The following is a 19,801-nucleotide window of genomic DNA, read 5'->3' as shown; positions in this document are numbered from 1 at the left end:
CTGGGGGCCGCTCCGCGCTTGCGCACGGAGCGTGATGACGCGATTACTGTAGCGCGGACTTCGCGGCGAAGTTGACGAAAGCGGTCCAGCTGACGGCCGAAATGGCCAGCGTGGGGCCGGAGTTGCGGCCGTCGACGTTCTTCGAGTCGCGAACGCGGATCGCGGAGGCGCGGGCGACCTCCAGGCACTGGCCACCCTCTGCGCCGCTGTAACTGGACTTGAACCATGCGAGGTCGGCGTTCATAGCTCCCCTGCCATCTGCTCGATCAACTTCGCGGAGTCACCTGGGGTCAGGGCCTGCGTGCGGATCATGCCATAGCGCGCGTGCAGCACACTGACCTCGTCACGGTCGTCGATGATGCGGCCGTTCCCTTGCGTCTCAAGGTAAGCGAGCAACTGCCTTTGAGGGGTCTCCAGGAGCGTCATCGGGCCGTCCACACCCGCGTGCCCCTCGTACGAGGTCGGCATGATCTGGATGGAGATGTTCCGTTTCCGGCCGATCACGAGCAGCCGCTCCAACTGCCCCTTCAGGACCGCGACTCCGCCCATCGGGCGCCGCAGCACCCACTCCTCCACCACGAACGACAGCGAGATCGACGGCACGCGATCCAGCAGCACCTGCCGTGACAGACGACCCTCCAGCCGTCGCTCGATCTCCTCGTCCTCCAGTACCGGGAATCGAGCGTTGAGCACAGCGCGCGCGTAGCCCTCCGTCTGCAACAGCCCATTCACCAGATGCGTGTCGTAGACACTGAGACCGACGGCCTCGGCCTCCCTCTCCACGTACTCCCCGAACCACGACGGATGCGGACTCCGCTCAAGGTGTTCCGCCGCCGCCTCCACCGCCGCCCGCGCCTCCAGGAACTCCCCCGCCCGTGCAACGAACCGCGCGCTCGGCATCCGTTCGCCGCGCTCGACCATCGCGACCTGCGACGCCGAGTACCCGACGTACGTCCCGAAGTCCTCCCGCGAACCGCCCCGCGCCTCGCGCAGAGCCCGCACCACCGCACCGAACATCCGCATGCTCGACGACCCGTCGACACAGTCCTGCACAGGGCACCCCCTCGCCCGCACACCTCGTTGTGTGCAGCTCACAGTCCTGGTCAGGCTAGCCAGCGGTCACTCACTGTGAGGACATGAAGACGCAATCTCCACCCGAAGTCGTCATCCAACTTCGGGCGGATCCGGAGCAGTTCTCGGACGTACGGCGCACGGTCGCCACGCACCTACGGGCCTGGGGGCACCCCGCACTCGTCGACGCGGCGCAGCTCTGCGTGACGGAAATACTGGCGAACGTGCACCGGCACGTGGCGGTCCCCGAGTGCGAGGTGAGGTTGCGGGTACTGCCGGAGGCCGACGCGGTGCAGGTGTCGGTGGCCGACCGCTCGCCCGTGCTGCCGGTGCCGCGCGCCGAGCCCGACTGGGCGGCGGAGTCGGGACGCGGGATGTTCCTGATCGCGGCGGCGGCCGACCGGTGGGGCGCCCTGCCGACGCGGGAGGGGAAGTTTGTGTGGGTGCGGTTGGCGGGTCCCGCGCCTCGCTCGGGCGGGTGAAAACGCCGCACACTTCTGGAAAGCGCCGCACGGTGCTCCTACCGTGAGGCCATGACCACACGCGTGCCCATCCGGCAGCTTCAGCAGCACGCCAGCGAACTCATCGACCGGGTCGCGGCGGGCGAGCGGGTGGAGATCACCCGGAACGGCCGTCTGATCGCGGTCCTGGGCCCGCCCGATCCCGAGCAGCGGGTCATGGAAGATCTGGTGCGCACGGGAACAGTGGATCCCGACAACGCCGCGTCCGCGCGCGGTCTCGGGGACTGGCAGCCGCTGCCGGCCCGGCCAGGGGCTCCGGCGAAGCTCTCCGAAGTACTTCTCCGGATGCGCGAGGAAGAGGACCGGTGATCTACCTCGACTCGTGCGCGTTGCTGAAGCTGCTTCTGCCGGAGACCGAGACGGACGCCCTGCGCACCTTCCTGGCGGCACGGGCCGGCGAAGGGCATGTGACGTCGGCGCTCTCGCAGACCGAGGTCTTCCGGGCGCTGGTACGCGTGGGTGCCGACCCCGAAGTGGGCGACGCGGCGGAGGAGTTGCTGGATCGGCTGCTGCGGATCCGGGTCACTGACCCGGTGTTGCGGGCTGCCGGCATGTTCCCCGTACAGCACCTTCGCAGCCTCGACGCGATCCACCTGGCGAGCGCCGAGTACCTGGAGCACGCGTTGACGGCGTTCGTCACGTACGACAAGCGGCTGGCCGGGGCGGCGCTGGAGCGCGGGCTCCCCGTGGAGTCGCCCGGCGCCGCCGTCTGACCGTGACACCGGGGCCGCTCAGCGGTTCCGGCTGGCTACCAGGGCCGTACGCGTCCATGCAATGAGCTGGTGAACCATGGCCTTGATCCGCTCGCCTGCTGCCGGGAAGAAGGGCAGCAGAACGAGCGCGGGGACGTAGGCCAGGGTCACGACCAGCAAGGGCAGCAGCGCGAAAAGCACGATCAATACGCGCTGCGTCCAGCGTGCGCCCGCAACGAGGGCCGTCCAGGGGGATGCCACAGCGGTTCGGTTCCTTTCTTCGGAGAGCCATGGAACAGCTCGGGGAACTCCACTGTCAGTGGCGGGAGTTATGTTGCGACAGCGGCAACGGTTGCCGCTTCCAGGACAACGCGCCAGGGAGGCCCGACTTGTCCACGACACTGCCCTCACCTCGGAGTTCGGGGGAGATCGAGCGGGGTGACGTCGCTGAGGTTGTCGCGTTCGGCAACGCGTTGACCGAGTTGTTCAACGCGCTGGGGATCTCGCAGAATGCTTATGCCGTGCGCGTCCACCGGGACAAGTCGGTGGTCTCCCGCTACCTGCGTGGCAAGAAGGTGGCGTCACCGGACTTCGTCGACGGGCTCATCCGCGAAGTCGAGCGCCATCGGCACACACCCCTGAAGCCCGAAGTGCGCGTGCGGCTCGACCAGCTGCGGCTCGCCGCCATCAAGGCGACCGATCCCGCCGCGTACGAGCTGGAGTCCCTGCGGGCGGAGATGCAGCGGTCGCAGCGCGAGGTCGGTCGGCTCGTGCGGCAACAGGAGGCACTGCATGGCCTCCTGGAGCGGCGGGAGGCGGAGATCCGCGCCGTCCAGTGCGAACTGGCGCAGGTTCAGCAGGACTGGCGGGACGAAGTCGTCCTGCGGGTGCAGCGGGAAGACGACCCGGTCGACAGCGTGCGTGACCGCACGAGCCTCACCGACGAGGTGGCCCAGCTACGGGCCGATCTCCAAGAAGCCACCGAGCTTCGCGCGCACGCGGAACGCCGGTGCGAGGACCTCGAGCAGCGGGTCAGGGAGATGGAGGAAGAGCTGGCCGCGCGCGAGGGTGATATGCCCGGCGCGCTTCCGTTGGCCGCGTTCCAAGAGCGGCTCGTGGTGCTCTGGGAAGCCGGTAAGTCTCAGGAGGCGGGGCGTGAGCTGTCGGAGGCTGCTCAGGGGCGGTCGGTCGCGGAGCTGACCGAGTTGGTGACGTGGCTGGACGAGCGCGGTGACTCGGTCCGACGCAATCGTCTGGCTGAAGAGGTGGTCCATACGCGGACCGTGGACGTGGTGGCTGCATTCGGTAGCCAACTCATGAGGATCAAGACTCGCCCTCGGGACACCAGGGAGCGCCGAGGCACGCCCTCTGCGCTGTGGTGCGCAATTGACGGAGCCTGCGCAGCCATGGCTCCACAGGACCTCGTCACCTTGCACCGGATCTGGTCGCCACTGGCGAAGGCAAGACGACCTGCCGTGCAGTCCCCTGTCTTGGGGAACCTTCTCAACGGTCTCCGCTCAGCGGATGTCACAGCCGAGGTACTCGATCAGCTCGGTCCGGACGACGAGTCCGTGGTGCAGGCCGTGCACCGGATGAGGGTAACTCCGCGCTTCGAAGGAATGCTCATCGCGCTCGTACCCCGCCTGATCGCTCGTGGCCACGTCGAAATGGCTCACGAGTGCTGCCGAAGGCTGGCCCGTCACAGTCGGGAGCACAGGGAAGGGTGGAGACATCTGTCTCTCTGCGGCGCATTCGCTCTGGCTGAAATGGACTCCTCGCAGGTACGTGACTTCGTCGCCACTTGTGAGCAGCTCTCAACAGAAGAGCTGGCCTGGATCTTCTTGGGCTTGTTCGTTCCAGACGGCGCGACTCCCCGCGAGGCGAGGGAAGCGCGCAGGTTCTTCCAGCTGTGCCTGGCCCATCTGCGTACGCGGCGGACGCTCGCCGAGGTGGCGACAGCTTTGCAGACCACCACGTTCGCCATGTTGAAGGACGATGCGCCGGTCAGGCTCCGCAAGGCCCTGCTCGCATACCAACCCTGAAGCCGCCGCCCTCAGACCGCTCGCGTCCCGTGGCGCCATACCTCGCTGACCAGGGGGACGCCCGGTCGGTAGGCGAAGTGGACGTGGCTCGGGGCGTTCAGGAAGGTCAGGTCGGCGCGGGCGCCCGGGGAGAGGTGGCCGATGTCGGTGCGGCGCAGGGCCTTGGCGCCGCCCGCCGTCGCCGACCAGAGCGCCTCGTCCGGGGTCATGCCCATGTCCCGTACCGCCAGGGCGATGCAGAAGGGGACGGACGACGTGAAGGACGAGCCCGGGTTGCAGTCCGTGGAGAGCGCCACGGTCGCGCCCGCGTCCAGGAGGCGGCGGGCGTTCGGCCACTCGGCGCGGGTGGAGAACTCCGCGCCCGGGAGGAGCGTCGCCACCGTGTCGCTGTTCGCCAGGGCGTCCACGTCGGCGTCCGTGAGATGGGTGCAGTGGTCGGCGCTCGCCGCGTCCAGTTCCACCGCGAGCTGGACGCCGGGGCCGTACGACAGTTGGTTCGCGTGGATGCGGGGCAGCAGGCCCTTCGCCTTGCCCGCCGTGAGGATCGCGCGCGCCTGGTCGCCGTCGAAGGCGCCCTTCTCGCAGAACACGTCGATCCAGCGGGCGTGCGGGGCGCAGGCGTCCAGCATGTCGCCGGTGACGAGGTCGACGTAGGCGGCGGGGTCCTCCGCGTAGTCCGGAGAGACGATGTGGGCGCCGAGGTACGTGACCTCGTCGGTGTGGGCCGATGCGATGCGGAGGGCGCGTTCCTCGTCCTGGACGGTGAGGCCGTAGCCGGACTTCGTCTCGAACGTGGTCGTGCCTTGGCGGAGGGCTTCGGCGAGGTGGTGCTTGAGGTTGGCCTCCAGGGCCTCGTCCGTGGCCGCGCGGGTCGCGGCGACCGTGGTGCGGATGCCGCCCGCGGAGTAGCTCTGGCCCGACATCCGGGCGTTGAACTCGGCGGTGCGGTCGCCCGCGAAGACGAGGTGGGAGTGGGAGTCGACGAAGCCGGGGATCACGGTGCGGCCGGCCGCGTCGTGGGTGGTGTCGGTGGCGGGGGTCTTCGCTGTCGGGCCGGCCCAGGCGATCTTGTCGTCCTCGATGACGAGGGCGGCGTTGTGGAGTTGACCGAGGGGGCCCTCGCCGAGGGTGGGGGCGTTTGTGACCAGGGTGCCGATGTTGGTGATGGCCGTGGTGGTCGGGGTGTGCGTCATGGTTGCTCTCCGTGGGTGGTCACGTTCTTCCCTGTCCCCCGCCCCGCCCCTTCCCGAAAGTCCTCAATCGCCGGACGGGCTCCATTTGGAGCCCCTCCGGCGATTGAGGAGCGGGGTGCGGGGCGGAGCCCCGGGGCGTCAGGTGTGGAGGGTTGCGATGGCGGAGGTCAAGGCTGCGGGGGTGTTGGGGATGCGGGTGTGGGTGGCGTCGCGGACCACGATCCGGCCTCCCGCCACCACATCCGTGACGTCTCCCGCCCCCGCCGCGAAGACCGCCGTCTCCGCGCCGAAGCGGGGAGCCGGGCCCGCCGTGCGGACCGAGTCGAGCGTGATCGTGACGAGGTCGGCGACCGCGCCCGGTTCGATGACGCCCGCGTCGGACCAGCCCAGCGCCGCGTGCCCGTCGGCGGACGCCGCCCGCAGCAGCGCCGCCGCCGTCCAGTGGCCGCGGGTGCGCGAGCGCAGGCGCTCGTTGAGTTCCATCGCGCGGGCCTCTTCGAAGAGGTCGATCACGGCGTGGCTGTCGGAGCCGAGGGAGAGGGGAGAGCCCGCGCGTTCCAGGGCGACCGCCGGGCCGATGCCGTCCGCGAGGTCGCGTTCCGTCGTCGGGCACATGCACGTACCCGTGGACGAGCCGCCGATCAGGGCGATGTCCGCGTCCGTGAGGTGGGTGTTGTGGACGCCGGTCGTGCGCGCGCCCAACACGCCGTTGTCCGCGAGGAGTTGGGTGGGGGTGCAGCCGTGCGCCGCCTGGCACGCGTCGTTCTCGGCGGTCTGCTCGGAGAGGTGGACGTGGAGCGGGGCCCCGCGCGTGCGCGCCCACTGCGCCACCGTCGGCATCTGCTCCGCCGGCACCGCCCGTACGGAGTGGATCGCCGCGCCGATCCGGACCCCGGGGCGCTCCTTCAGCAGGGACGCCCGCTCGGCCCACGCCTCCGTCGTGCCGTCGGAGAAGCGGAGCTGGTGGCGGTCGGGTTCCTTGCCGAAGCCGGCGGAGACGTACGCCGTGTCGAGGAGCGTGATGCGGATGCCCGCCTCGTCCGCCGCCGCGATCAGCGCCTCGCCCATCGCGTTCGGGTCGGCGTACGGGGTGCCGCCGGGGGCGTGGTGGAGGTAGTGGAATTCGCCCACCGCTGTGATGCCCGCGAGGGCCATCTCCGCGTACACCGCTCGCGCGAGGGCGTGGTAGGTGTCGGGGGTGAGGCGGTCCGCGACCGAGTACATGACCTCGCGCCACGTCCAGAACGTGCCCGAGCCCACCTGCACCGTCGAGCGCAGCGCCCGGTGGAAGGCGTGGCTGTGGGCGTTCGCGAGGCCGGGGAGGGTGAGGCCGCGCAGGGCCGTCGCGCCGGGCGGGGGCGTCTCCACCCCGGTGCGGACCGCCGTGAAGCGGCCCTCCGCCGACACGTCCACCGCCACGCCCGGCTCCACGTGCGTGCCGAGCCAGGCGTGTTCCAACCAGTAGGTCGTCGTCACGTGCAGGCCAGTCCTTCCAGTACGTCCGCCAGTGCGCGCACCCCTGCCAGGCAGTCGTCCTCGGCCGCGAACTCGGCCGGGGAGTGCGAGACGCCCGTGGGGTTGCGTACGAACAGCATGGCGGTGGGGATCGACTGGGCGAGGATTCCCGCGTCGTGTCCCGCGCCCGTGCCGAGGACGGGGACCCGCAGCTCACCGGAGGTGCCGAGGATGCGCCCCATTTCGTCGCGCAGCGCGTCGTCGAACTCGACGATCGGGGTGAACGACTCGCGGGTCAGCGATACGTCGATGCCGTGGGCGTCGGCGTACTCGTGCGCCGCCTTCTCGATCGCCGTGACCGTACGGTCCAGGGCGTCCTGGTCGGCGGCGCGGGAGTCGAGCCAGCCGCGTACGAGGGAGGGGATCGCGTTGACGCCGTTCGGTTCGACCGCGATCTTGCCGAAGGTCGCGACCGCGCCCGCCAGTTGGGCTTCGCGGCGGGCGGCCAGGACCGTCTCCGCGTAGCTCAGCATCGGGTCGCGGCGGTCGGCCAGGCGGGTGGTGCCCGCGTGGTTGGCCTCGCCCCGGAAGTCGAAGCGCCAGCGGCCGTGCGGCCAGATGCTGCTCGCGATGCCGATGGCGTCGCCGGAGAGGTCCAGGGCGCGGCCCTGTTCCACGTGGAGTTCGATGAACGCGCCGATGCGGTCGAGGCGTTCGCGGTCGGGGCCGATCGCGTCCGGGTCGTGTCCGGCGCGCTCCATCGCCTGCGGGAGGGTGATGCCGTCGGGGTCCGTCAGCTGGTGGGCCGCGTCCCGGGTGAGGACGCCAGCGGTGAGGCGGGAGCCGACGCAGGCGAGGCCGAAGCGGGCGCCTTCCTCGTCGCCGAAGTTGGCGATCGCGATCGGCTTCGTGAACTCCGCTCCCCTGCGGCGGAGTTCGTCGAGGGCGGCGAACGAGGACACGACGCCGAGGGGGCCGTCGAAGGGGCCGCCGTCGGGGACGGAGTCGAGGTGGGATCCGGTGACGACGGCTCCGCCGGCGTTCGGGTCGCCGTGCCAGGCCCACTGGTTGCCGTTGCGGTCGAGTTCGTAGGTCAGGCCGCGGGATTCGGCCTGGGCCTTGAACCAGGTGCGGCAGTCGGTGTCGGCGGCGGTCCAGGCGTGGCGCCTGTAGCCACCGGTGTCGGGGTTGCGGCCGATCGGGTGGAGGTCACGCCACATCTCCGTGAAGCTGGGCGGCACCGGCGCCGCACCCTCGGGGCTCCGCCCCGGACCCCGCTCCTCAATCGCCGGAGGGGCTGAAAGCTCGGGGCTCCGCCCCGGACCCCGCTGCTCAAACGCCGCAGGGGCTTGATTGGCCGGGCCCCGCTCCTCGATCGCCGGAGGGGCTTGATGGGCCGGGTCGGCTGCAGAACCAGCCCCTCCGGCGATTGAGGAGGCCCGTCCGGCAGGGCTTTCGGGAAGGGGTGGGGTGGGGGACTGGGTCACGCCGACTCGCCCTCCCGCATGGGGACCCGTACGCCCCGCTCGTCCGCCACCCGCGCCGCGTGCTCGTACCCCGCGTCCACGTGCCGGATGACCCCCATCGCCGGGTCGTTCGTGAGGACCCGCTCGATCTTCGCGGCAGCGAGCTCCGTTCCGTCGGCGACGCAGACCTGGCCCGCGTGGATGGAGCGGCCCATGCCGACGCCGCCGCCGTGGTGGAGGGAGACCCAGGACGCGCCGGAGGCGGTGTTGACGAGGGCGTTGAGGAGCGGCCAGTCGGCGATCGCGTCGGAGCCGTCCTTCATGGCCTCCGTCTCGCGGTACGGAGAGGCGACCGAGCCCGAGTCGAGGTGGTCGCGGCCGATGGCGACGGGAGCCGACAACTCACCGCTCGCCACCATCTCGTTGAACTTGAGGCCCGCGCGGTGGCGCTCCCCGTAGCCGAGCCAGCAGATGCGCGCCGGGAGGCCCTCGAACGAGATGCGCTCGGCGGCCATGTCGAGCCAGCGGTGCAGGTGCTTGTTGTCGGGGAAGAGCTCCTTGATCGCCGCGTCCGTCTTGGCGATGTCCTCCGGGTCACCGGACAGCGCCGCCCAGCGGAACGGGCCGAGGCCCTCCTCGAAGAGGGGCCGGATGTGCGCCGGGACGAAGCCGGGGAACGCGAACGCCCGGTCGTAGCCCGCCTTCCTCGCCTCGTCGCGGATCGAGTTGCCGTAGTCGAAGACCTCGGCGCCGCGGTCGAGGAAGCCGACCATCGCCTCGACGTGCAGGCGCATCGACTGGCGGGCCTTGTCCGTGAAGCCCGCCGGGTCCGCCTCGCGTTCCTTGTCCCAGTCCTCGACCGCAACGCCGACCGGGAGGTAGGCGAGCGGGTCGTGGGCGGAGGTCTGGTCGGTGACGATGTCGATGGGGGCCTCGCGGCGCAGCAGCTCGGGGAAGACCTCCGCGGCGTTGCCGACGACGCCGATGGACAGGGCGCGGCGCTCGTCGCGGGCCGCGACCGCCAACTCCAGGGCGTGGTCGAGGTTGTCGGCCTTGGTGTCGAGGTAGCGCGTGCCGATGCGGCGGTCGATGCGGGTCTCGTCGACGTCGACGCAGATCGCGACGCCCTCGTTCATCGTGATGGCGAGGGGCTGGGCGCCGCCCATGCCGCCGACACCGGCGGTGAGGGTGATGGTGCCCGCGAGGGTGCCGTCGAACTTCTTGCGGGCGACCGCGCCGAACGTCTCGTACGTGCCCTGGACGATGCCCTGGCTGCCGATGTAGATCCACGAGCCGGCCGTCATCTGGCCGTACATCATGAGGCCCTCGGCCTCCAGCTTGCGGAACTCCTCCCAGTTGGCCCAGTCGCCGACCAGGTTGGAGTTGGCGAGCAGCACGCGCGGCGCCCACTCGCTGGTGCGCAGCACGCCGACCGGCTTGCCGGACTGGACGAGGAGGGTCTCGTCGGACTTCAGCGTCTTCAGCGTGCGCACGATCGCGTCGTACGCCTCCCAGGACCGGGCCGCCTTTCCGGTGCCGCCGTAGACGACGAGCTTGTCGGGGTGCTCGGCGACCTCCCCGTCGAGGTTGTTCATGAGCATCCGCAGGGCGCCCTCCTGCTGCCACCCCAGGGTGTTGAGCTCGGTGCCGCGCGGGGCTCGTACGGGGCGGGGTCCTGACATCGACGGCCTCCTGGGATGCGTGTCCACAAGCTGTTCAGCGACGACGGGAGCGTCCCCACTGTTGAGACTTCTATTCACATCCTGGCTACATGAATAGGGCTAGTCAATAGGTGCAGAGGGGAATCCATACCTCCGACGCGGACCACCACCTACGCACCTCCCGGGAGCCCACGTGACATCTGCGACCACCGACACCCCGCTGCACCGGGCCATCGGGCCGAAGCTCCTGATCCTGTTCGTGATCGGCGACATCCTCGGCACCGGCATCTACGCCACCACCGGCAAGGTCGCGGGGAAGGTCGGCGGCGCGCTGTGGCTGCCGTTCGCGATCGGTTTCGTCGTGGCACTGCTGACGGCCGCCTCGTACGTGGAGCTGGTCGGCAAGTACCCGAAGGCGGCGGGCGCGGCGCTCTACACGCAGAAGGCTTTCAAGGTGCCGTTCCTGACGTTCATCGTCGCCTTCATGGTGATGTGCTCGGGCCTGTCGTCCGCGAGCGCCGCCGCCCGCGCGTTCAGCGGCGACTACCTCGGCGAGCTGACGAACGGCGCGCTGCCGCCCACCCTGATCGCCATCCTCTTCGTGCTCGCGCTCGCCGCCCTGAACCTGCGCGGCGTCAGCGAGTCGGTGAAGGCGAACGTGGTGCTGACGCTCGTCGAGCTGAGCGGGCTCGCCATCATCCTCGCCATCGGCGCGTACGCCGTCCTCACCGGCGGCGGGGAGCCCTCCCGGCTCACCGACATCGAGACGGGCGGGACCGGGTTCGCCCTGATGACCGGGGTGCTGGGGGCGACGGCACTCGGCTTCTTCGCGTTCGTCGGGTTCGAGGACTCGGTCAACATGGCGGAGGAGACCAAGGACCCGGCCCGCACCTTCCCGCGCGCGATCTTCCTCGGCGTCGCCGTCACCGGCACCATCTACGTGCTCGTCGCGCTCGTGTCCTCGCTGCTCGTCGACCACAAGGTGCTGGAGGCGTCGAGCGGTCCGCTGCTCGAAGTGGTGAAGGCCGGCGGCGTCGAGTTCCCGCACGAACTCTTCGCGCTCATCGCCCTGTTCGCCGTCACCAACTCGGCGCTCATCAACATCATGATGGCCTCGCGGCTCTGCTACGGCATGGCCAACGAACGCATCCTGCCGAAGGCGATGGGCCGCGTACTGCCGCGCCGGCGCACCCCCGTCGTGGGCATCGTCTTCGTGTCGCTGCTCGCCGTCGGCCTCGTGTCGACCGGGGAGATCGAAGGGCTCGGCGACACCACCTCGTTCCTGCTGCTGTGCGTCTTCGCCGTGGTGAACGTGGCCGTGCTGGTGCTGCGCAAGGACCGGGTCGGGCACGAGCACTTCCGGGCGCCGACCGTCATGCCGGTGCTCGGCGCGCTCACCGCGCTGATCCTCGCCAGTCCGCTCGCCGACCGGGCCGCCGAGGTCTACATTCGGGCGGGCGTGCTCCTGGCCATCGGAATCGGGCTGTGGGCCGTCAACAAGGTGGTGCTGAGGACGCGCGGCGAGGACGCCCACTGATCCCTCGCGCGAACTCCTCGCGCGACCCCCGCGTGGCCTGAATGCGCCTCTTGGCGCGGCCAGTTGGCGGATTGTAGCCCCCTCGAAAATGTTCCACCGGAAAATGCCAGAAGCCTCACCTGGTCGCCGTACGTTGCGTAGCGTCGCCGTCACACGTGCACAAGCGGAGCACATGTGCAGCACAAAGTGGCGATCGGGTGGGGAGGTTCAGGGGTGCCCGGAATCGACGAGTGCCTCCTGGAAGTCATGAGGCTTCCGGGGGCACGTGGCGCCTCTGTCGTCGACTGGACCAGCGGGCTCGCCCTGGGCACGGTCGGCGAATCGCGCAACGGGGATCACGAGGCGAGCGCCGCCGAGACCGCCGAACTGGCGAGGCTCGCGGCCGAGCACCTGACGTTCGCCCCGGCCGAGGGCAGCGACTGGGCACCGGGCTCCGCCGCCGACAAGGCACCCCCCGTCGAGGACGTCATCGTCACCAACCGCGACGGCTACCACCTGGTGCGCTTCATGCGGACCACCTTCGACAGCAGCGTCTTCCTCTATCTGTGGCTGGACCGGGACGAGGGCAACCTGGCGCTCGCCCGGCTCCGGCTCGCCGACATAGCCGACCGGATGGTCCTGGGATGAGCACCGCCGTCCCCGCCGGTGTCTCGCCGATGCTGACCCGCCTCGCCGACGAGCAGGCCACCGGCGCGCTCATCCGGGAGCACGGCACGCTGTACCTGGAGGACGGCCGGGTGGTGCACGCCGAGTCGCCCGCGACACCGGGCATGGACGTGCTGCTCACGGCGGGCGGCGCGGTGCAGGCCGAGCGGTGGACGGAGGCCGTGGACCGGGCGGGCGCGCGGCAGCGGGTGGGCCGCTACCTCGTCGAGCAGGGGCGGCTGTCCGACGGCGCGCTCGAACTGTGCCATCTGGGCGCCCTGTTCGACGCCTCCTACTTCACGCTCGCCCCGAGCAGCGGCCCGACCCGGTTCCGGTACGGCGTCTCGCACTGGTTCGGCGCGGTGCGGCCGGTGCCGGTGGCCGCCGTCCAGCGGGAGACGCTGCGCCGCCGCGAACTGCTCCAGCGGATCTGGCCCGAACCCGACACCGACACGGCGCCGCTCAGCCGGATCATCCACCACACCGAGGCGTCCGTACCGCCGCGCAGGCGCCGCGTCCTCGACCTGGTCGACGGCGCGCGCACGGCCTCCCAGATCGCCCTCACCCTGGGCAGACCCGCCTTCCACACCCTGGTCGACCTGCGGCGGCTCGCCGCATGCGGGCTGGTGACCACGGCCCCCGCCCCGGCGCCGCCCGTCCTGCCCGAGCTGGCCGTCGTCGAGGACCCCGATGTGGCCCTGCTGCGGCGGCTGCGTGCCGGTCTGGAGGCCCTGTGAGACGCCTGCTGCGTTCCTCGCGTACCCCCGAAAGGAGACCTCCGATGGCCGACGAGGCCGAACTCCTCGCCGAACTCCAGCGGTTGAGAGTCCGCGTGCCCCAGGTCACCGGTGCCCTCGCCGCGAGCGTCGACGGCCTGGTCCTCGCCCAGGACACGCCGGGCGTCGAACCGGAGGGCGTCGCCGCGCTCACCGCCACCGCGCTCGGCGTCGCCCAGCGGCTCGCCGACGCGACGGCGCAGGGCGCCTTCCGGGAGCTTCTGGTGCGGGGCGCCGACGGCTACATCGCCACCTACGCGGCCGGGCACACCGCCGTCCTCACGCTCCTCGCGGAGGACCGGGTCAATGTCGGCCGACTGCACCTCGAAGGGCGCCGCTCCGGCACCCGGATCGGGGAACTCACCAAGCCCTCCGAGGAGGAAGCACAGCCCGAGTCGGCCCCCCGCACCCGCGGCCGGGCCCGAGCCCGCACGGCATCCACCACGACGACCGAGACCGGGCTCCCCGTCCGGCCACCGACCAACGTGCCGCCCCAGCCCACGCGTTGACCACCGGCACGACCTCAGGAAACCGACGCCAACAGGAACAGCACGGAAGGATCCAGCATCATGGCCAACACCGAGACTGCCCTCAAGGACGCCCTCGCCTCCATCGAAGGCGCCACCGCGGCGGCCCTCGTCGACTACACCAGCGGCATGGCCCTCGGCACCATCGGCGGCTCCAAGAGCTTCGACCTGGAGGTGGCGGCGGCCGGCAACACGGACGTCGTCCGCTCCAAACTGCGCACCATGGACCAGCTGGGGATCAAGGACGGGATCGAGGACATCCTCATCACGCTCGGCACCCAGTACCACCTGATCCGCCTCATCAAGGGACGCGGCGGCAACGGTCTGTTCCTGTACCTGGTGCTCGACAAGACCCGCGCCAACCTGGCGATGGCCCGCCACCAGCTGAAGAAGATCGAGAGCGAGCTGGAGGTCTGAGCGCGCGAAGGCGCCGCGCCGCGCTCCCGCGCCGCGGCGCCTTCCACGTGCCCGAATCCGTCCCCCGGGGCCGTCCCCCGGATCCGTCCCCCGGATCCGTCCCCCGCTACCCCTCCCAGTCGGACTCCTCGCGCTCGCGCCGCTCCCGGCGGCGAATGGGCCCCCACCGCACCGCGTGCAGCCCGTTGACCCCGACGATCCCGGCCCACGCCACGAACAGGCCGGGCAGGCCCGCCTGGACGACGGCGATCGCGGACAGCGGGATGGCGAGGACGAGGGAGACCACGGCGAAGCCGAAGCGCTCGCCCCAGTTGTCGCCACCGGTGTCACGGGCCCCACGGGCCACGGTGACGCGGTGCTCGGCCAGCTGTCGCCGCACCCTGCGGTCGACGAGGGAGTCGAGTCGCTGCTCGACCTTGTCGAGGAACGAGTCGACGAGCGCCGGCTCGTATTCGTCGCCCAGCTCCCTGCGGGCGTGCAGGGTGGCGTCGAGTTCCTTCTTGAGTTCGGCGTCGCGTGTGCGTTCGCGGGCTTCCATACCCCCCGACGTTACGGAGCGGCGGCCCCCATCGCAGTAGGGCTACCCCCCGTCTTCCCAGTGGGCCGCACCCCCGCCCCGCGACGCCAGCCGTCCCCTACTTCTTCTGCTTCTTCGTGATGCCGTGCTTGCGCGCGTAGTCGTCCGCGACGTCCTGCGGGTCCTTCTTGTCCTTGTCGACGAGCCGGTTCAGCTCGGTGAGGTGCTCGGTCGTCAGGACGTTGCCCAGGCGGGCGAGGGCCTTGCGGACGGTCGAGTCGGCCTTGCGGTCGGCGATCAGCGGGACGACGTGCTGACCGGGGACGAGGTTCTTGGGGTCGGTGAGGACGACCCAGTCGTTGGCGGCGATGTCGGTGTCGGTGGTGAACAGGTTCGCCACGTCGACATCGCCCTTCTTCAGGGCGCCCTTCACCAACGGCCCCGACGAGTCGAGGGACTTGAACTCCTTGAACTCGACGCCGTACACGTCCTTGAGGCCGACGGCCCCCACCTGCCGCTTCTTGACCTCGGGCGCGGCACCGATGACGAGCTTGCCGTTGTGCTTCGCGAGATCGGCGAGCGACTTCAGCCCGTACTTCTTCGCGGTCTGCCGGGTCACCACGAACGCGTCCGAGTCCTCGGCCATCCCGTACGGGAGGATCTGGAGGCCCGCCGGGAGCACCATGGCGAGGGCGTTCTGCATCTCGCCCTCCTCGGTGGCCTTCGACGTGGTGTCGAGGTAGTGCAGCAGGGCGCCCTGGTACTCGGGCAGCAGGTCGATGTCGCCGCCCTTGAGCGCGGGTATGAGGATCTCGCGGGTGCCGAGATTGGGCCGCACGCTCGTCTTCACACCGGCCGCTTCGAGCGCGGCCGCGTACAGGTAGCCGAGCACCTGGTTCTCGGTGAAGTTGGCGGTGCCGATGGTCACGCCCTTCTTGCTGGAGCCACCACCGGACAGTGAACCGCCCTGCTGGTCCAGGGAGGTGATGCCGCTGGAGCAGGCGGCGAGGGCGGGAACGGAGGCCGCGGCGGCGAGCCCGCCGAGGAGAGTACGTCGGTTCATCTTGCTCATCTGGCGCGCTCCTAGGCGGACTTGAGAGTGGTGGGACGGTGACGGAAGAGGAGCCGCTGAAGGCCGGACAGCGCCAGGTCGAGGACGACGGCGACGACCGCGACGAGCACGGCCCCGCCGAGCACCTGCACCAGGTCCCGCTGGGCGAGCCCGTCGAAGACGTAGCGGCCGAGCCCGCCGAAGGACACGTACGCGGCGATGGTGGCGGTGGCGACGACCTGGATGAGCGCGAGCCGCAGCCCGGTCATGATGAGCGGCAGCGCCAGCGGCAGCTCGACCTGGAACAGCACCTGGTGCGCCTTCATCCCCTGCCCGCGCGCCGCGTCCCGCACCTCGGGGTCGACGGCGGTCATCCCCGCGTACGTGTTGGTGACGATGGACGGCACGGCGAGCGCGACGAGCGCGATGTACACCGGCCACATCGACAGACCGCTCGCGAGGAACACCAGCACGACCAGGCCCACGGTCGGCAGGGCCCGCCCGAAGGACGACAGGTTGATGGCGACGAAGGCGCCGCGCCCGGTGTGCCCGATGAGCAGCCCCACCGGCAGGGCGATCGCGGCGGCGACGAGCGTGGCGAGCAGCGAGTACTGGAGGTGCTCGGCGACGCGCGTCGCGATGCCGTCGCTCCCCGCCCACTGCTCGCCGCCGACGAGCCAGGCCCCGAGGTTCTTGAAGAGTTCGAACATGGCGGGTTCAGGCCTTCCGGGTCCGAGTACGGGTACGGGTACGGGCCCACGGGGTGAGCAGCCGCTGCACGCCGACGAGAGCTGCGTCCGCGACGAGCGCGAGCAGCAGGGTCAGCGCGACGCCGACGATCACCGGGGTCGGGAAGTTCCGCTGGAACCCGTCGGTGAACAGCTGACCGAGCCCGCCGTCCCCGATGTACGTCGCCACGGACACGAGCGAGATGGCCATCACGGTGGCGATCCGCACCCCCGCCATGATCACGGGCAGCGCGAGCGGCAGCTCGACGGTGAGCAGCGTCCGCATCGGCCGCGTCCCCATCGCCTTCGCCGCCTCCTTCGTCTTCGCGGGCACCGAGTCGAGGCCCTCGACGGTGTTCCGCAGCAGGACGACGAGCGTGTAGATCGTCAGCCCGATGACGGTGGTGGTGCGGGTGAGTCCGGAGACGGGCAGCAGCAGCACGAAGACGGCGATGGACGGGATGGTGAACAGCACGTTCGAAAGACCGAGGAGGAACCCCCGCAGCGGCCGCACCCGGTGCGCGACGACAGCGAGTGGCAGGGATATGAGCAGCCCGAACAGCACGGCGCTGAGGGCGGCTTGAAGATGCGAGAGGGTGAGGGTGGCGAGATCGGCCTGGTGCGAGCCGATCCATTCCCAGTCGATGGTCACGCGACGTCCCCGGCCTTCTCGCCGCTCTCCGGTGCGGCGCCGTCGAGCCCCGGTGCGGGCACATCAAGCCCCTGCGGCGATTGAGCAGCGGGGTCCGGGGCAGCGCCCCGTGGCGTCACCCCCGACCGGGCGTCCAGGTGCGCCTGACCGGACCGCGCATGGACGTCGTCCCGCGACGACACACCCGTGAACACCCCCTCCGCGTCCACCCGGACCACCAACCCCACGGGCGACGCCACGGACTCGTTCAACGCGGAAAGCAAGGAGTCCTCGTCACGGAGCGCCCGGACGGGAGCCTCACCCCCACCCTCCCGCTCCCGCCAAGCGACCGGCCTACGCCCCTCGTCGAGCACCAGCTCCCACGAACCGCCCTCCGGCGCGGCGCCCTGCGCCACATCCGCCAACGTCGACAGCGACAACAACTTGAGCCCCCGCTCGGCACCGAGGAAGTCCGCGACGAACCCGTCCACCGGCCGCGCCAGCAACTCCTCCGGCGGCGCGCACTGCACCAGATGCCCGCCCTCCCGGAACACGGCTATCCGGTCCCCGAGCCGCACCGCCTCGTCGATGTCGTGCGTGACGAACACGATCGTCTTGCTCAACTCGGTCTGGAGCCGCAGCAGTTCGTCCTGGAGCTGCGTGCGCACCACCGGGTCGACCGCCCCGAACGGCTCGTCCATCAGCAGCACCGGCGGATCCGCCGCCAGCGCCCGCGCGACGCCGACCCGCTGCTGCTGCCCGCCGGACAACTGGTGCGGATACCGCTTCCCCATGTCCGCCGACAGCCCGACCCGCTCCAGCAGCTCCCCCGCCGCCGCCCGCGCCTTCCGCCGCCCCCACCCGAGCAGCAGCGGCACCGTGGCGACGTTGTCGAGCACCGTCCGGTGCGGGAACAGCCCCGCCTGCTGGATCACGTACCCGATGGAGCGCCGCAGCTCGGCGGCGTCCTGCTCCAGGACATCGCGCCCACCGACCCGGATGGTGCCCGACGAGGGCTCGACCATACGGTTGATCATCCGGAGGCTGGTCGTCTTGCCGCAGCCCGACGACCCGACGAAGACGGTCACGCCCCCTTCCGGCATGTCGAGCGAGAGATCGTGTACCGCTGTCGTGCCGTTCGGGAATCGCTTGTGGACCGCTTCGAACTGGATCATGGAGCGCCTCTGGAGTCCTCTTGCCCGTCCTGCATATCGTCATGCAGAGTTCTCGGTGCGTGAATAACTTGTCAATGCCTCCGCGAAAATCGTCGGTAAATCCGGAACCGGAGACCGATACGTGAGACGCGGACGCCCCATTTGGGGCATTTGAACATCGTTCAAGGGGGAAACAGCACATGGTGTCACAGCCGGTCGTCGTGCTCGACGGCCACGGTCTCCCGGTCGCCGACGTGGTCCGCCTCGCCCACGCGAGCGCCCGCCCGGTCCCCGGCACCGACGCCATGCAGCGCGTGGAGGACTCCTGGAACGCGGCGCGGGAGATCGCCGCGTGGGGCAGGGTCTACGGCCGCTCCACCGGCGTCGGCGCCAACCGCAGCGAGGACGTGCCCACCGAGGCCGCCGCCGACCACGGCCTGCGCCTGCTGCGCAGCCACGCGGGCGCGATCGGCGACGAACTGCCCGAGCGCGAGGTGCGGGCGATGCTCGCGGTCCGCGCGAACCAGCTCCTGGCCGGCGGCGCGGGCCTGCGCCCCACGGTCGTCACGGCGCTGTGCGAGGCGTTGGAGGCGGGCGCGTACCCGGCGGTCAACGAGCACGGCTCGGTCGGCACCGGCGACATCGCGCCGCTCTCCCAGATGGGCCTGGCCCTCGCAGGCGAGCACCCGTGGCGCGGCAAGGGCACCCCGCCCAAGCCCCAGCCCCTCGACAACAACGACGCCCTCGCCCTGATCTCCTCCAACGCCCTCACCCTCGGCCAGGCCGCCCTCGCCCTGCACGAGGTGCGCGACCTGCTCGCGGCGACGGACCTGGTCGCGGCCCTCAGCCTCCTCGCGGTCGACGGCTCCTACGAGGCGTACGCCCTGCCCGTGCACGAGTCGCGGCGCCACAAGGGCAGCTACGACGTGGCGGCCCGGATGCGCGGGATCCTCGGCACCGACGACCGCCCCACGCCCCCGCTCGGCCGCATCCAGGACCCGTACGGCTTCCGCTGCGTGCCGCAGATCCACGGCCCGGCGCAGGACGCGGCGGACGCGCTGGAGGACGTCCTCACCGTCGAGATCAACGCGGCGGCCGAGAACCCCCTGATCTCGTACACCGACATGGCCGCCTACCACCACGGCGGCTTCTACATGGCCCAACTCGCCCTCGCGCTGGACCACTTCCGGCTCGCCATCAGCCAGGTCGCCCGCCTCTCCACGTCCCGGCTCTCCACCCTCAACGAACCGGCCTTCACCCGCCTGCGGCCCTTCCTCGCCGACGGCGAACCGGCGTCGTCCGGCGTGATGATCCTGGAGTACGCCGCCGGCGGCGCCCTCGCCGACCTGCGCGCTTTCTCCGCCCCCGCGTCCCTCGGCCACGCGGTGCTCTCGCGCGGCGTCGAGGAACAGGCCAGCTTCGCCTCTCTCGCGGCCCGCCAGACCCTGCGCGCGTGCGAGGCGTTCCGGCAGGTCGTGGGCTGCGAACTGGTCGCGGCGGTACGGGCGTTGCGCCTGCGCGACCTGCACCCCGACGCGGATCTCCCGGTCGGCCGGGCCTTCGCCCTGGCCGCCGAGGAACTGCCGGAGGACGTGACGGACCGCCCGCTGACGGAGGACGTCGCGCGGGCGGCGACCCTGCTGAGCCGATTCACGGAGGCCTAGAGCCTGCCGTTCGGATCAACCCCTGGCCTCCGCCCCCGTACCCTGAATAAGAT

22 protein-coding genes are annotated in these 19,801 nt (G+C 70.8%); 10 read left to right on the top strand and 12 right to left on the bottom strand.

Annotation, left to right across the window (positions count from 1 at the left end; all coding sequences use genetic code 11):
* Positions 1-43: 43 nt before the first annotated feature.
* A complete protein-coding gene (locus ACYBSK_RS03150; protein ID WP_460245095.1) occupies positions 44-244 on the bottom strand; it encodes a DUF397 domain-containing protein in 201 nt (66 codons plus the stop codon).
* The gene (locus ACYBSK_RS03145; RefSeq protein WP_460245094.1) at positions 241-1,023 is read right to left on the bottom strand and encodes a helix-turn-helix domain-containing protein; all 783 of its coding nucleotides are present in this window, start codon (positions 1,021-1,023) and stop codon (positions 241-243) included. Before ACYBSK_RS03145 ends, ACYBSK_RS03150 begins: the two co-directional genes overlap by 4 nt.
* Before the next feature lie 113 nt (positions 1,024-1,136).
* On the opposite strand from ACYBSK_RS03145, the gene ACYBSK_RS03140 reads away from it, so the two are divergent.
* From ACYBSK_RS03140 to ACYBSK_RS03130, 3 genes are read left to right on the top strand one after another with little or no spacing between them, the layout of a single operon-like run.
* Complete coding sequence (locus tag ACYBSK_RS03140) at positions 1,137-1,553, top strand: ATP-binding protein (protein WP_457475281.1); 417 nt, start codon at positions 1,137-1,139, stop codon at positions 1,551-1,553.
* A 51-nt stretch (positions 1,554-1,604) separates the two neighbouring features.
* The gene (locus ACYBSK_RS03135; protein WP_457475280.1) at positions 1,605-1,901 is read left to right on the top strand and encodes a type II toxin-antitoxin system Phd/YefM family antitoxin; all 297 of its coding nucleotides are present in this window, start codon (positions 1,605-1,607) and stop codon (positions 1,899-1,901) included.
* The gene (locus tag ACYBSK_RS03130) at positions 1,898-2,305 is read left to right on the top strand and encodes a type II toxin-antitoxin system VapC family toxin (protein WP_457475279.1); all 408 of its coding nucleotides are present in this window, start codon (positions 1,898-1,900) and stop codon (positions 2,303-2,305) included. The genes ACYBSK_RS03135 and ACYBSK_RS03130 overlap by 4 nt, the downstream gene beginning before the upstream one ends.
* Before the next feature lie 18 nt (positions 2,306-2,323).
* On the opposite strand, the gene ACYBSK_RS03125 is transcribed toward ACYBSK_RS03130, so the two are convergent.
* Positions 2,324-2,545, bottom strand: coding sequence for a hypothetical protein (locus tag ACYBSK_RS03125; protein WP_457475278.1), 222 nt, complete (start codon positions 2,543-2,545; stop codon positions 2,324-2,326).
* A gap of 128 nt (positions 2,546-2,673) precedes the next feature.
* Here ACYBSK_RS03125 and ACYBSK_RS03120 point away from each other — a divergent pair, with 128 nt between their 5' ends.
* Entirely contained in the window at positions 2,674-4,326 is a 1,653-nt protein-coding gene (locus ACYBSK_RS03120) for a hypothetical protein (protein ID WP_457475277.1), read from the top strand.
* Between the two features lie 11 nt (positions 4,327-4,337).
* Here the strand turns inward: ACYBSK_RS03120 and hutI are convergent, their stop codons facing one another.
* The 4 genes from hutI to hutU form a co-directional block, all read right to left on the bottom strand.
* On the bottom strand, positions 4,338-5,519 hold the full coding sequence (gene hutI, locus ACYBSK_RS03115) for an imidazolonepropionase (protein ID WP_460245092.1): 1,182 nt from the start codon (positions 5,517-5,519) through the stop codon (positions 4,338-4,340).
* A 138-nt stretch (positions 5,520-5,657) separates the two neighbouring features.
* Positions 5,658-6,995: a formimidoylglutamate deiminase gene (locus ACYBSK_RS03110; protein WP_460245091.1), complete on the bottom strand. Its 1,338-nt coding sequence runs from the start codon at positions 6,993-6,995 to the stop codon at positions 5,658-5,660.
* Positions 6,992-8,194 (bottom strand): allantoate amidohydrolase, encoded by a 1,203-nt coding sequence (locus tag ACYBSK_RS03105; protein ID WP_460246950.1) that lies wholly within the window; start codon positions 8,192-8,194, stop codon positions 6,992-6,994. Before ACYBSK_RS03105 ends, ACYBSK_RS03110 begins: the two co-directional genes overlap by 4 nt.
* Positions 8,195-8,457: 263 nt before the next feature.
* Positions 8,458-10,122 carry a urocanate hydratase gene (gene hutU, locus ACYBSK_RS03100; protein ID WP_460245090.1) on the bottom strand — a complete coding sequence of 555 codons (1,665 nt, stop codon included), beginning with the start codon at positions 10,120-10,122 and terminating at the stop codon, positions 8,458-8,460.
* 172 nt (positions 10,123-10,294) lie between these two features.
* Here hutU and ACYBSK_RS03095 point away from each other — a divergent pair, with 172 nt between their 5' ends.
* The 5 genes from ACYBSK_RS03095 to ACYBSK_RS03075 all read left to right on the top strand — a co-directional run bounded on the left by ACYBSK_RS03095 (position 10,295) and on the right by ACYBSK_RS03075 (position 14,003).
* Positions 10,295-11,638 (top strand): APC family permease, encoded by a 1,344-nt coding sequence (locus ACYBSK_RS03095; protein ID WP_460245089.1) that lies wholly within the window; start codon positions 10,295-10,297, stop codon positions 11,636-11,638.
* Between the two features lie 213 nt (positions 11,639-11,851).
* The gene (locus tag ACYBSK_RS03090; RefSeq protein ID WP_457475272.1) at positions 11,852-12,265 is read left to right on the top strand and encodes a hypothetical protein; all 414 of its coding nucleotides are present in this window, start codon (positions 11,852-11,854) and stop codon (positions 12,263-12,265) included.
* Entirely contained in the window at positions 12,262-13,020 is a 759-nt protein-coding gene (locus tag ACYBSK_RS03085; protein ID WP_457475271.1) for a transcriptional regulator, read from the top strand. Before ACYBSK_RS03090 ends, ACYBSK_RS03085 begins: the two co-directional genes overlap by 4 nt.
* A gap of 44 nt (positions 13,021-13,064) precedes the next feature.
* Positions 13,065-13,568 (top strand): roadblock/LC7 domain-containing protein, encoded by a 504-nt coding sequence (locus ACYBSK_RS03080; RefSeq protein ID WP_460245088.1) that lies wholly within the window; start codon positions 13,065-13,067, stop codon positions 13,566-13,568.
* A gap of 60 nt (positions 13,569-13,628) precedes the next feature.
* The gene (locus tag ACYBSK_RS03075) at positions 13,629-14,003 is read left to right on the top strand and encodes a roadblock/LC7 domain-containing protein (protein WP_457475269.1); all 375 of its coding nucleotides are present in this window, start codon (positions 13,629-13,631) and stop codon (positions 14,001-14,003) included.
* Positions 14,004-14,109: 106 nt separating this feature from the next.
* Here ACYBSK_RS03075 and ACYBSK_RS03070 read toward each other — a convergent pair whose 3' ends face one another.
* The 5 genes from ACYBSK_RS03070 to ACYBSK_RS03050 form a co-directional block, all read right to left on the bottom strand.
* Positions 14,110-14,541: a hypothetical protein gene (locus ACYBSK_RS03070; protein WP_460245087.1), complete on the bottom strand. Its 432-nt coding sequence runs from the start codon at positions 14,539-14,541 to the stop codon at positions 14,110-14,112.
* A gap of 97 nt (positions 14,542-14,638) precedes the next feature.
* Entirely contained in the window at positions 14,639-15,583 is a 945-nt protein-coding gene (locus ACYBSK_RS03065) for an ABC transporter substrate-binding protein (protein WP_460246949.1), read from the bottom strand.
* A 20-nt stretch (positions 15,584-15,603) separates the two neighbouring features.
* Entirely contained in the window at positions 15,604-16,281 is a 678-nt protein-coding gene (locus tag ACYBSK_RS03060; protein WP_457475267.1) for an ABC transporter permease, read from the bottom strand.
* Between the two features lie 7 nt (positions 16,282-16,288).
* On the bottom strand, positions 16,289-16,951 hold the full coding sequence (locus ACYBSK_RS03055) for an ABC transporter permease (protein ID WP_460245086.1): 663 nt from the start codon (positions 16,949-16,951) through the stop codon (positions 16,289-16,291).
* On the bottom strand, positions 16,948-18,105 hold the full coding sequence (locus tag ACYBSK_RS03050; protein ID WP_460245085.1) for an ABC transporter ATP-binding protein: 1,158 nt from the start codon (positions 18,103-18,105) through the stop codon (positions 16,948-16,950). The genes ACYBSK_RS03055 and ACYBSK_RS03050 overlap by 4 nt, the downstream gene beginning before the upstream one ends.
* A 179-nt stretch (positions 18,106-18,284) precedes the next feature.
* On the opposite strand from ACYBSK_RS03050, the gene ACYBSK_RS03045 reads away from it, so the two are divergent.
* Positions 18,285-19,748 carry an aromatic amino acid ammonia-lyase gene (locus ACYBSK_RS03045; protein WP_460245084.1) on the top strand — a complete coding sequence of 488 codons (1,464 nt, stop codon included), beginning with the start codon at positions 18,285-18,287 and terminating at the stop codon, positions 19,746-19,748.
* The last annotated feature ends 53 nt before the right edge of the window (positions 19,749-19,801 follow it).

This window comes from Streptomyces sp. BYX5S (assembly GCF_054724165.1).
The sequence above is the reverse complement of the archived record's forward strand: the minus strand, read 5'-3'. Positions and strand labels throughout refer to the sequence as shown.

Coding starts and splice junctions, on each gene's coding strand:
- ACYBSK_RS03150 (WP_460245095.1), bottom strand. CDS start 244: ATGAACGCCGACCTCGCATGGTTCAAGTCCAGTTACAGCGGCGCAGAG.
- ACYBSK_RS03145 (WP_460245094.1), bottom strand. CDS start 1,023: ATGCGGATGTTCGGTGCGGTGGTGCGGGCTCTGCGCGAGGCGCGGGGC.
- ACYBSK_RS03140 (WP_457475281.1), top strand. CDS start 1,137: ATGAAGACGCAATCTCCACCCGAAGTCGTCATCCAACTTCGGGCGGAT.
- ACYBSK_RS03135 (WP_457475280.1), top strand. CDS start 1,605: ATGACCACACGCGTGCCCATCCGGCAGCTTCAGCAGCACGCCAGCGAA.
- hutI (WP_460245092.1), bottom strand. CDS start 5,519: ATGACGCACACCCCGACCACCACGGCCATCACCAACATCGGCACCCTG.
- ACYBSK_RS03105 (WP_460246950.1), bottom strand. CDS start 8,194: ATGTGGCGTGACCTCCACCCGATCGGCCGCAACCCCGACACCGGTGGC.
- hutU (WP_460245090.1), bottom strand. CDS start 10,122: ATGTCAGGACCCCGCCCCGTACGAGCCCCGCGCGGCACCGAGCTCAAC.
- ACYBSK_RS03085 (WP_457475271.1), top strand. CDS start 12,262: ATGAGCACCGCCGTCCCCGCCGGTGTCTCGCCGATGCTGACCCGCCTC.
- ACYBSK_RS03080 (WP_460245088.1), top strand. CDS start 13,065: ATGGCCGACGAGGCCGAACTCCTCGCCGAACTCCAGCGGTTGAGAGTC.
- ACYBSK_RS03075 (WP_457475269.1), top strand. CDS start 13,629: ATGGCCAACACCGAGACTGCCCTCAAGGACGCCCTCGCCTCCATCGAA.
- ACYBSK_RS03070 (WP_460245087.1), bottom strand. CDS start 14,541: ATGGAAGCCCGCGAACGCACACGCGACGCCGAACTCAAGAAGGAACTC.
- ACYBSK_RS03065 (WP_460246949.1), bottom strand. CDS start 15,583: ATGAACCGACGTACTCTCCTCGGCGGGCTCGCCGCCGCGGCCTCCGTT.
- ACYBSK_RS03060 (WP_457475267.1), bottom strand. CDS start 16,281: ATGTTCGAACTCTTCAAGAACCTCGGGGCCTGGCTCGTCGGCGGCGAG.
- ACYBSK_RS03050 (WP_460245085.1), bottom strand. CDS start 18,105: ATGATCCAGTTCGAAGCGGTCCACAAGCGATTCCCGAACGGCACGACA.
- ACYBSK_RS03045 (WP_460245084.1), top strand. CDS start 18,285: ATGGTGTCACAGCCGGTCGTCGTGCTCGACGGCCACGGTCTCCCGGTC.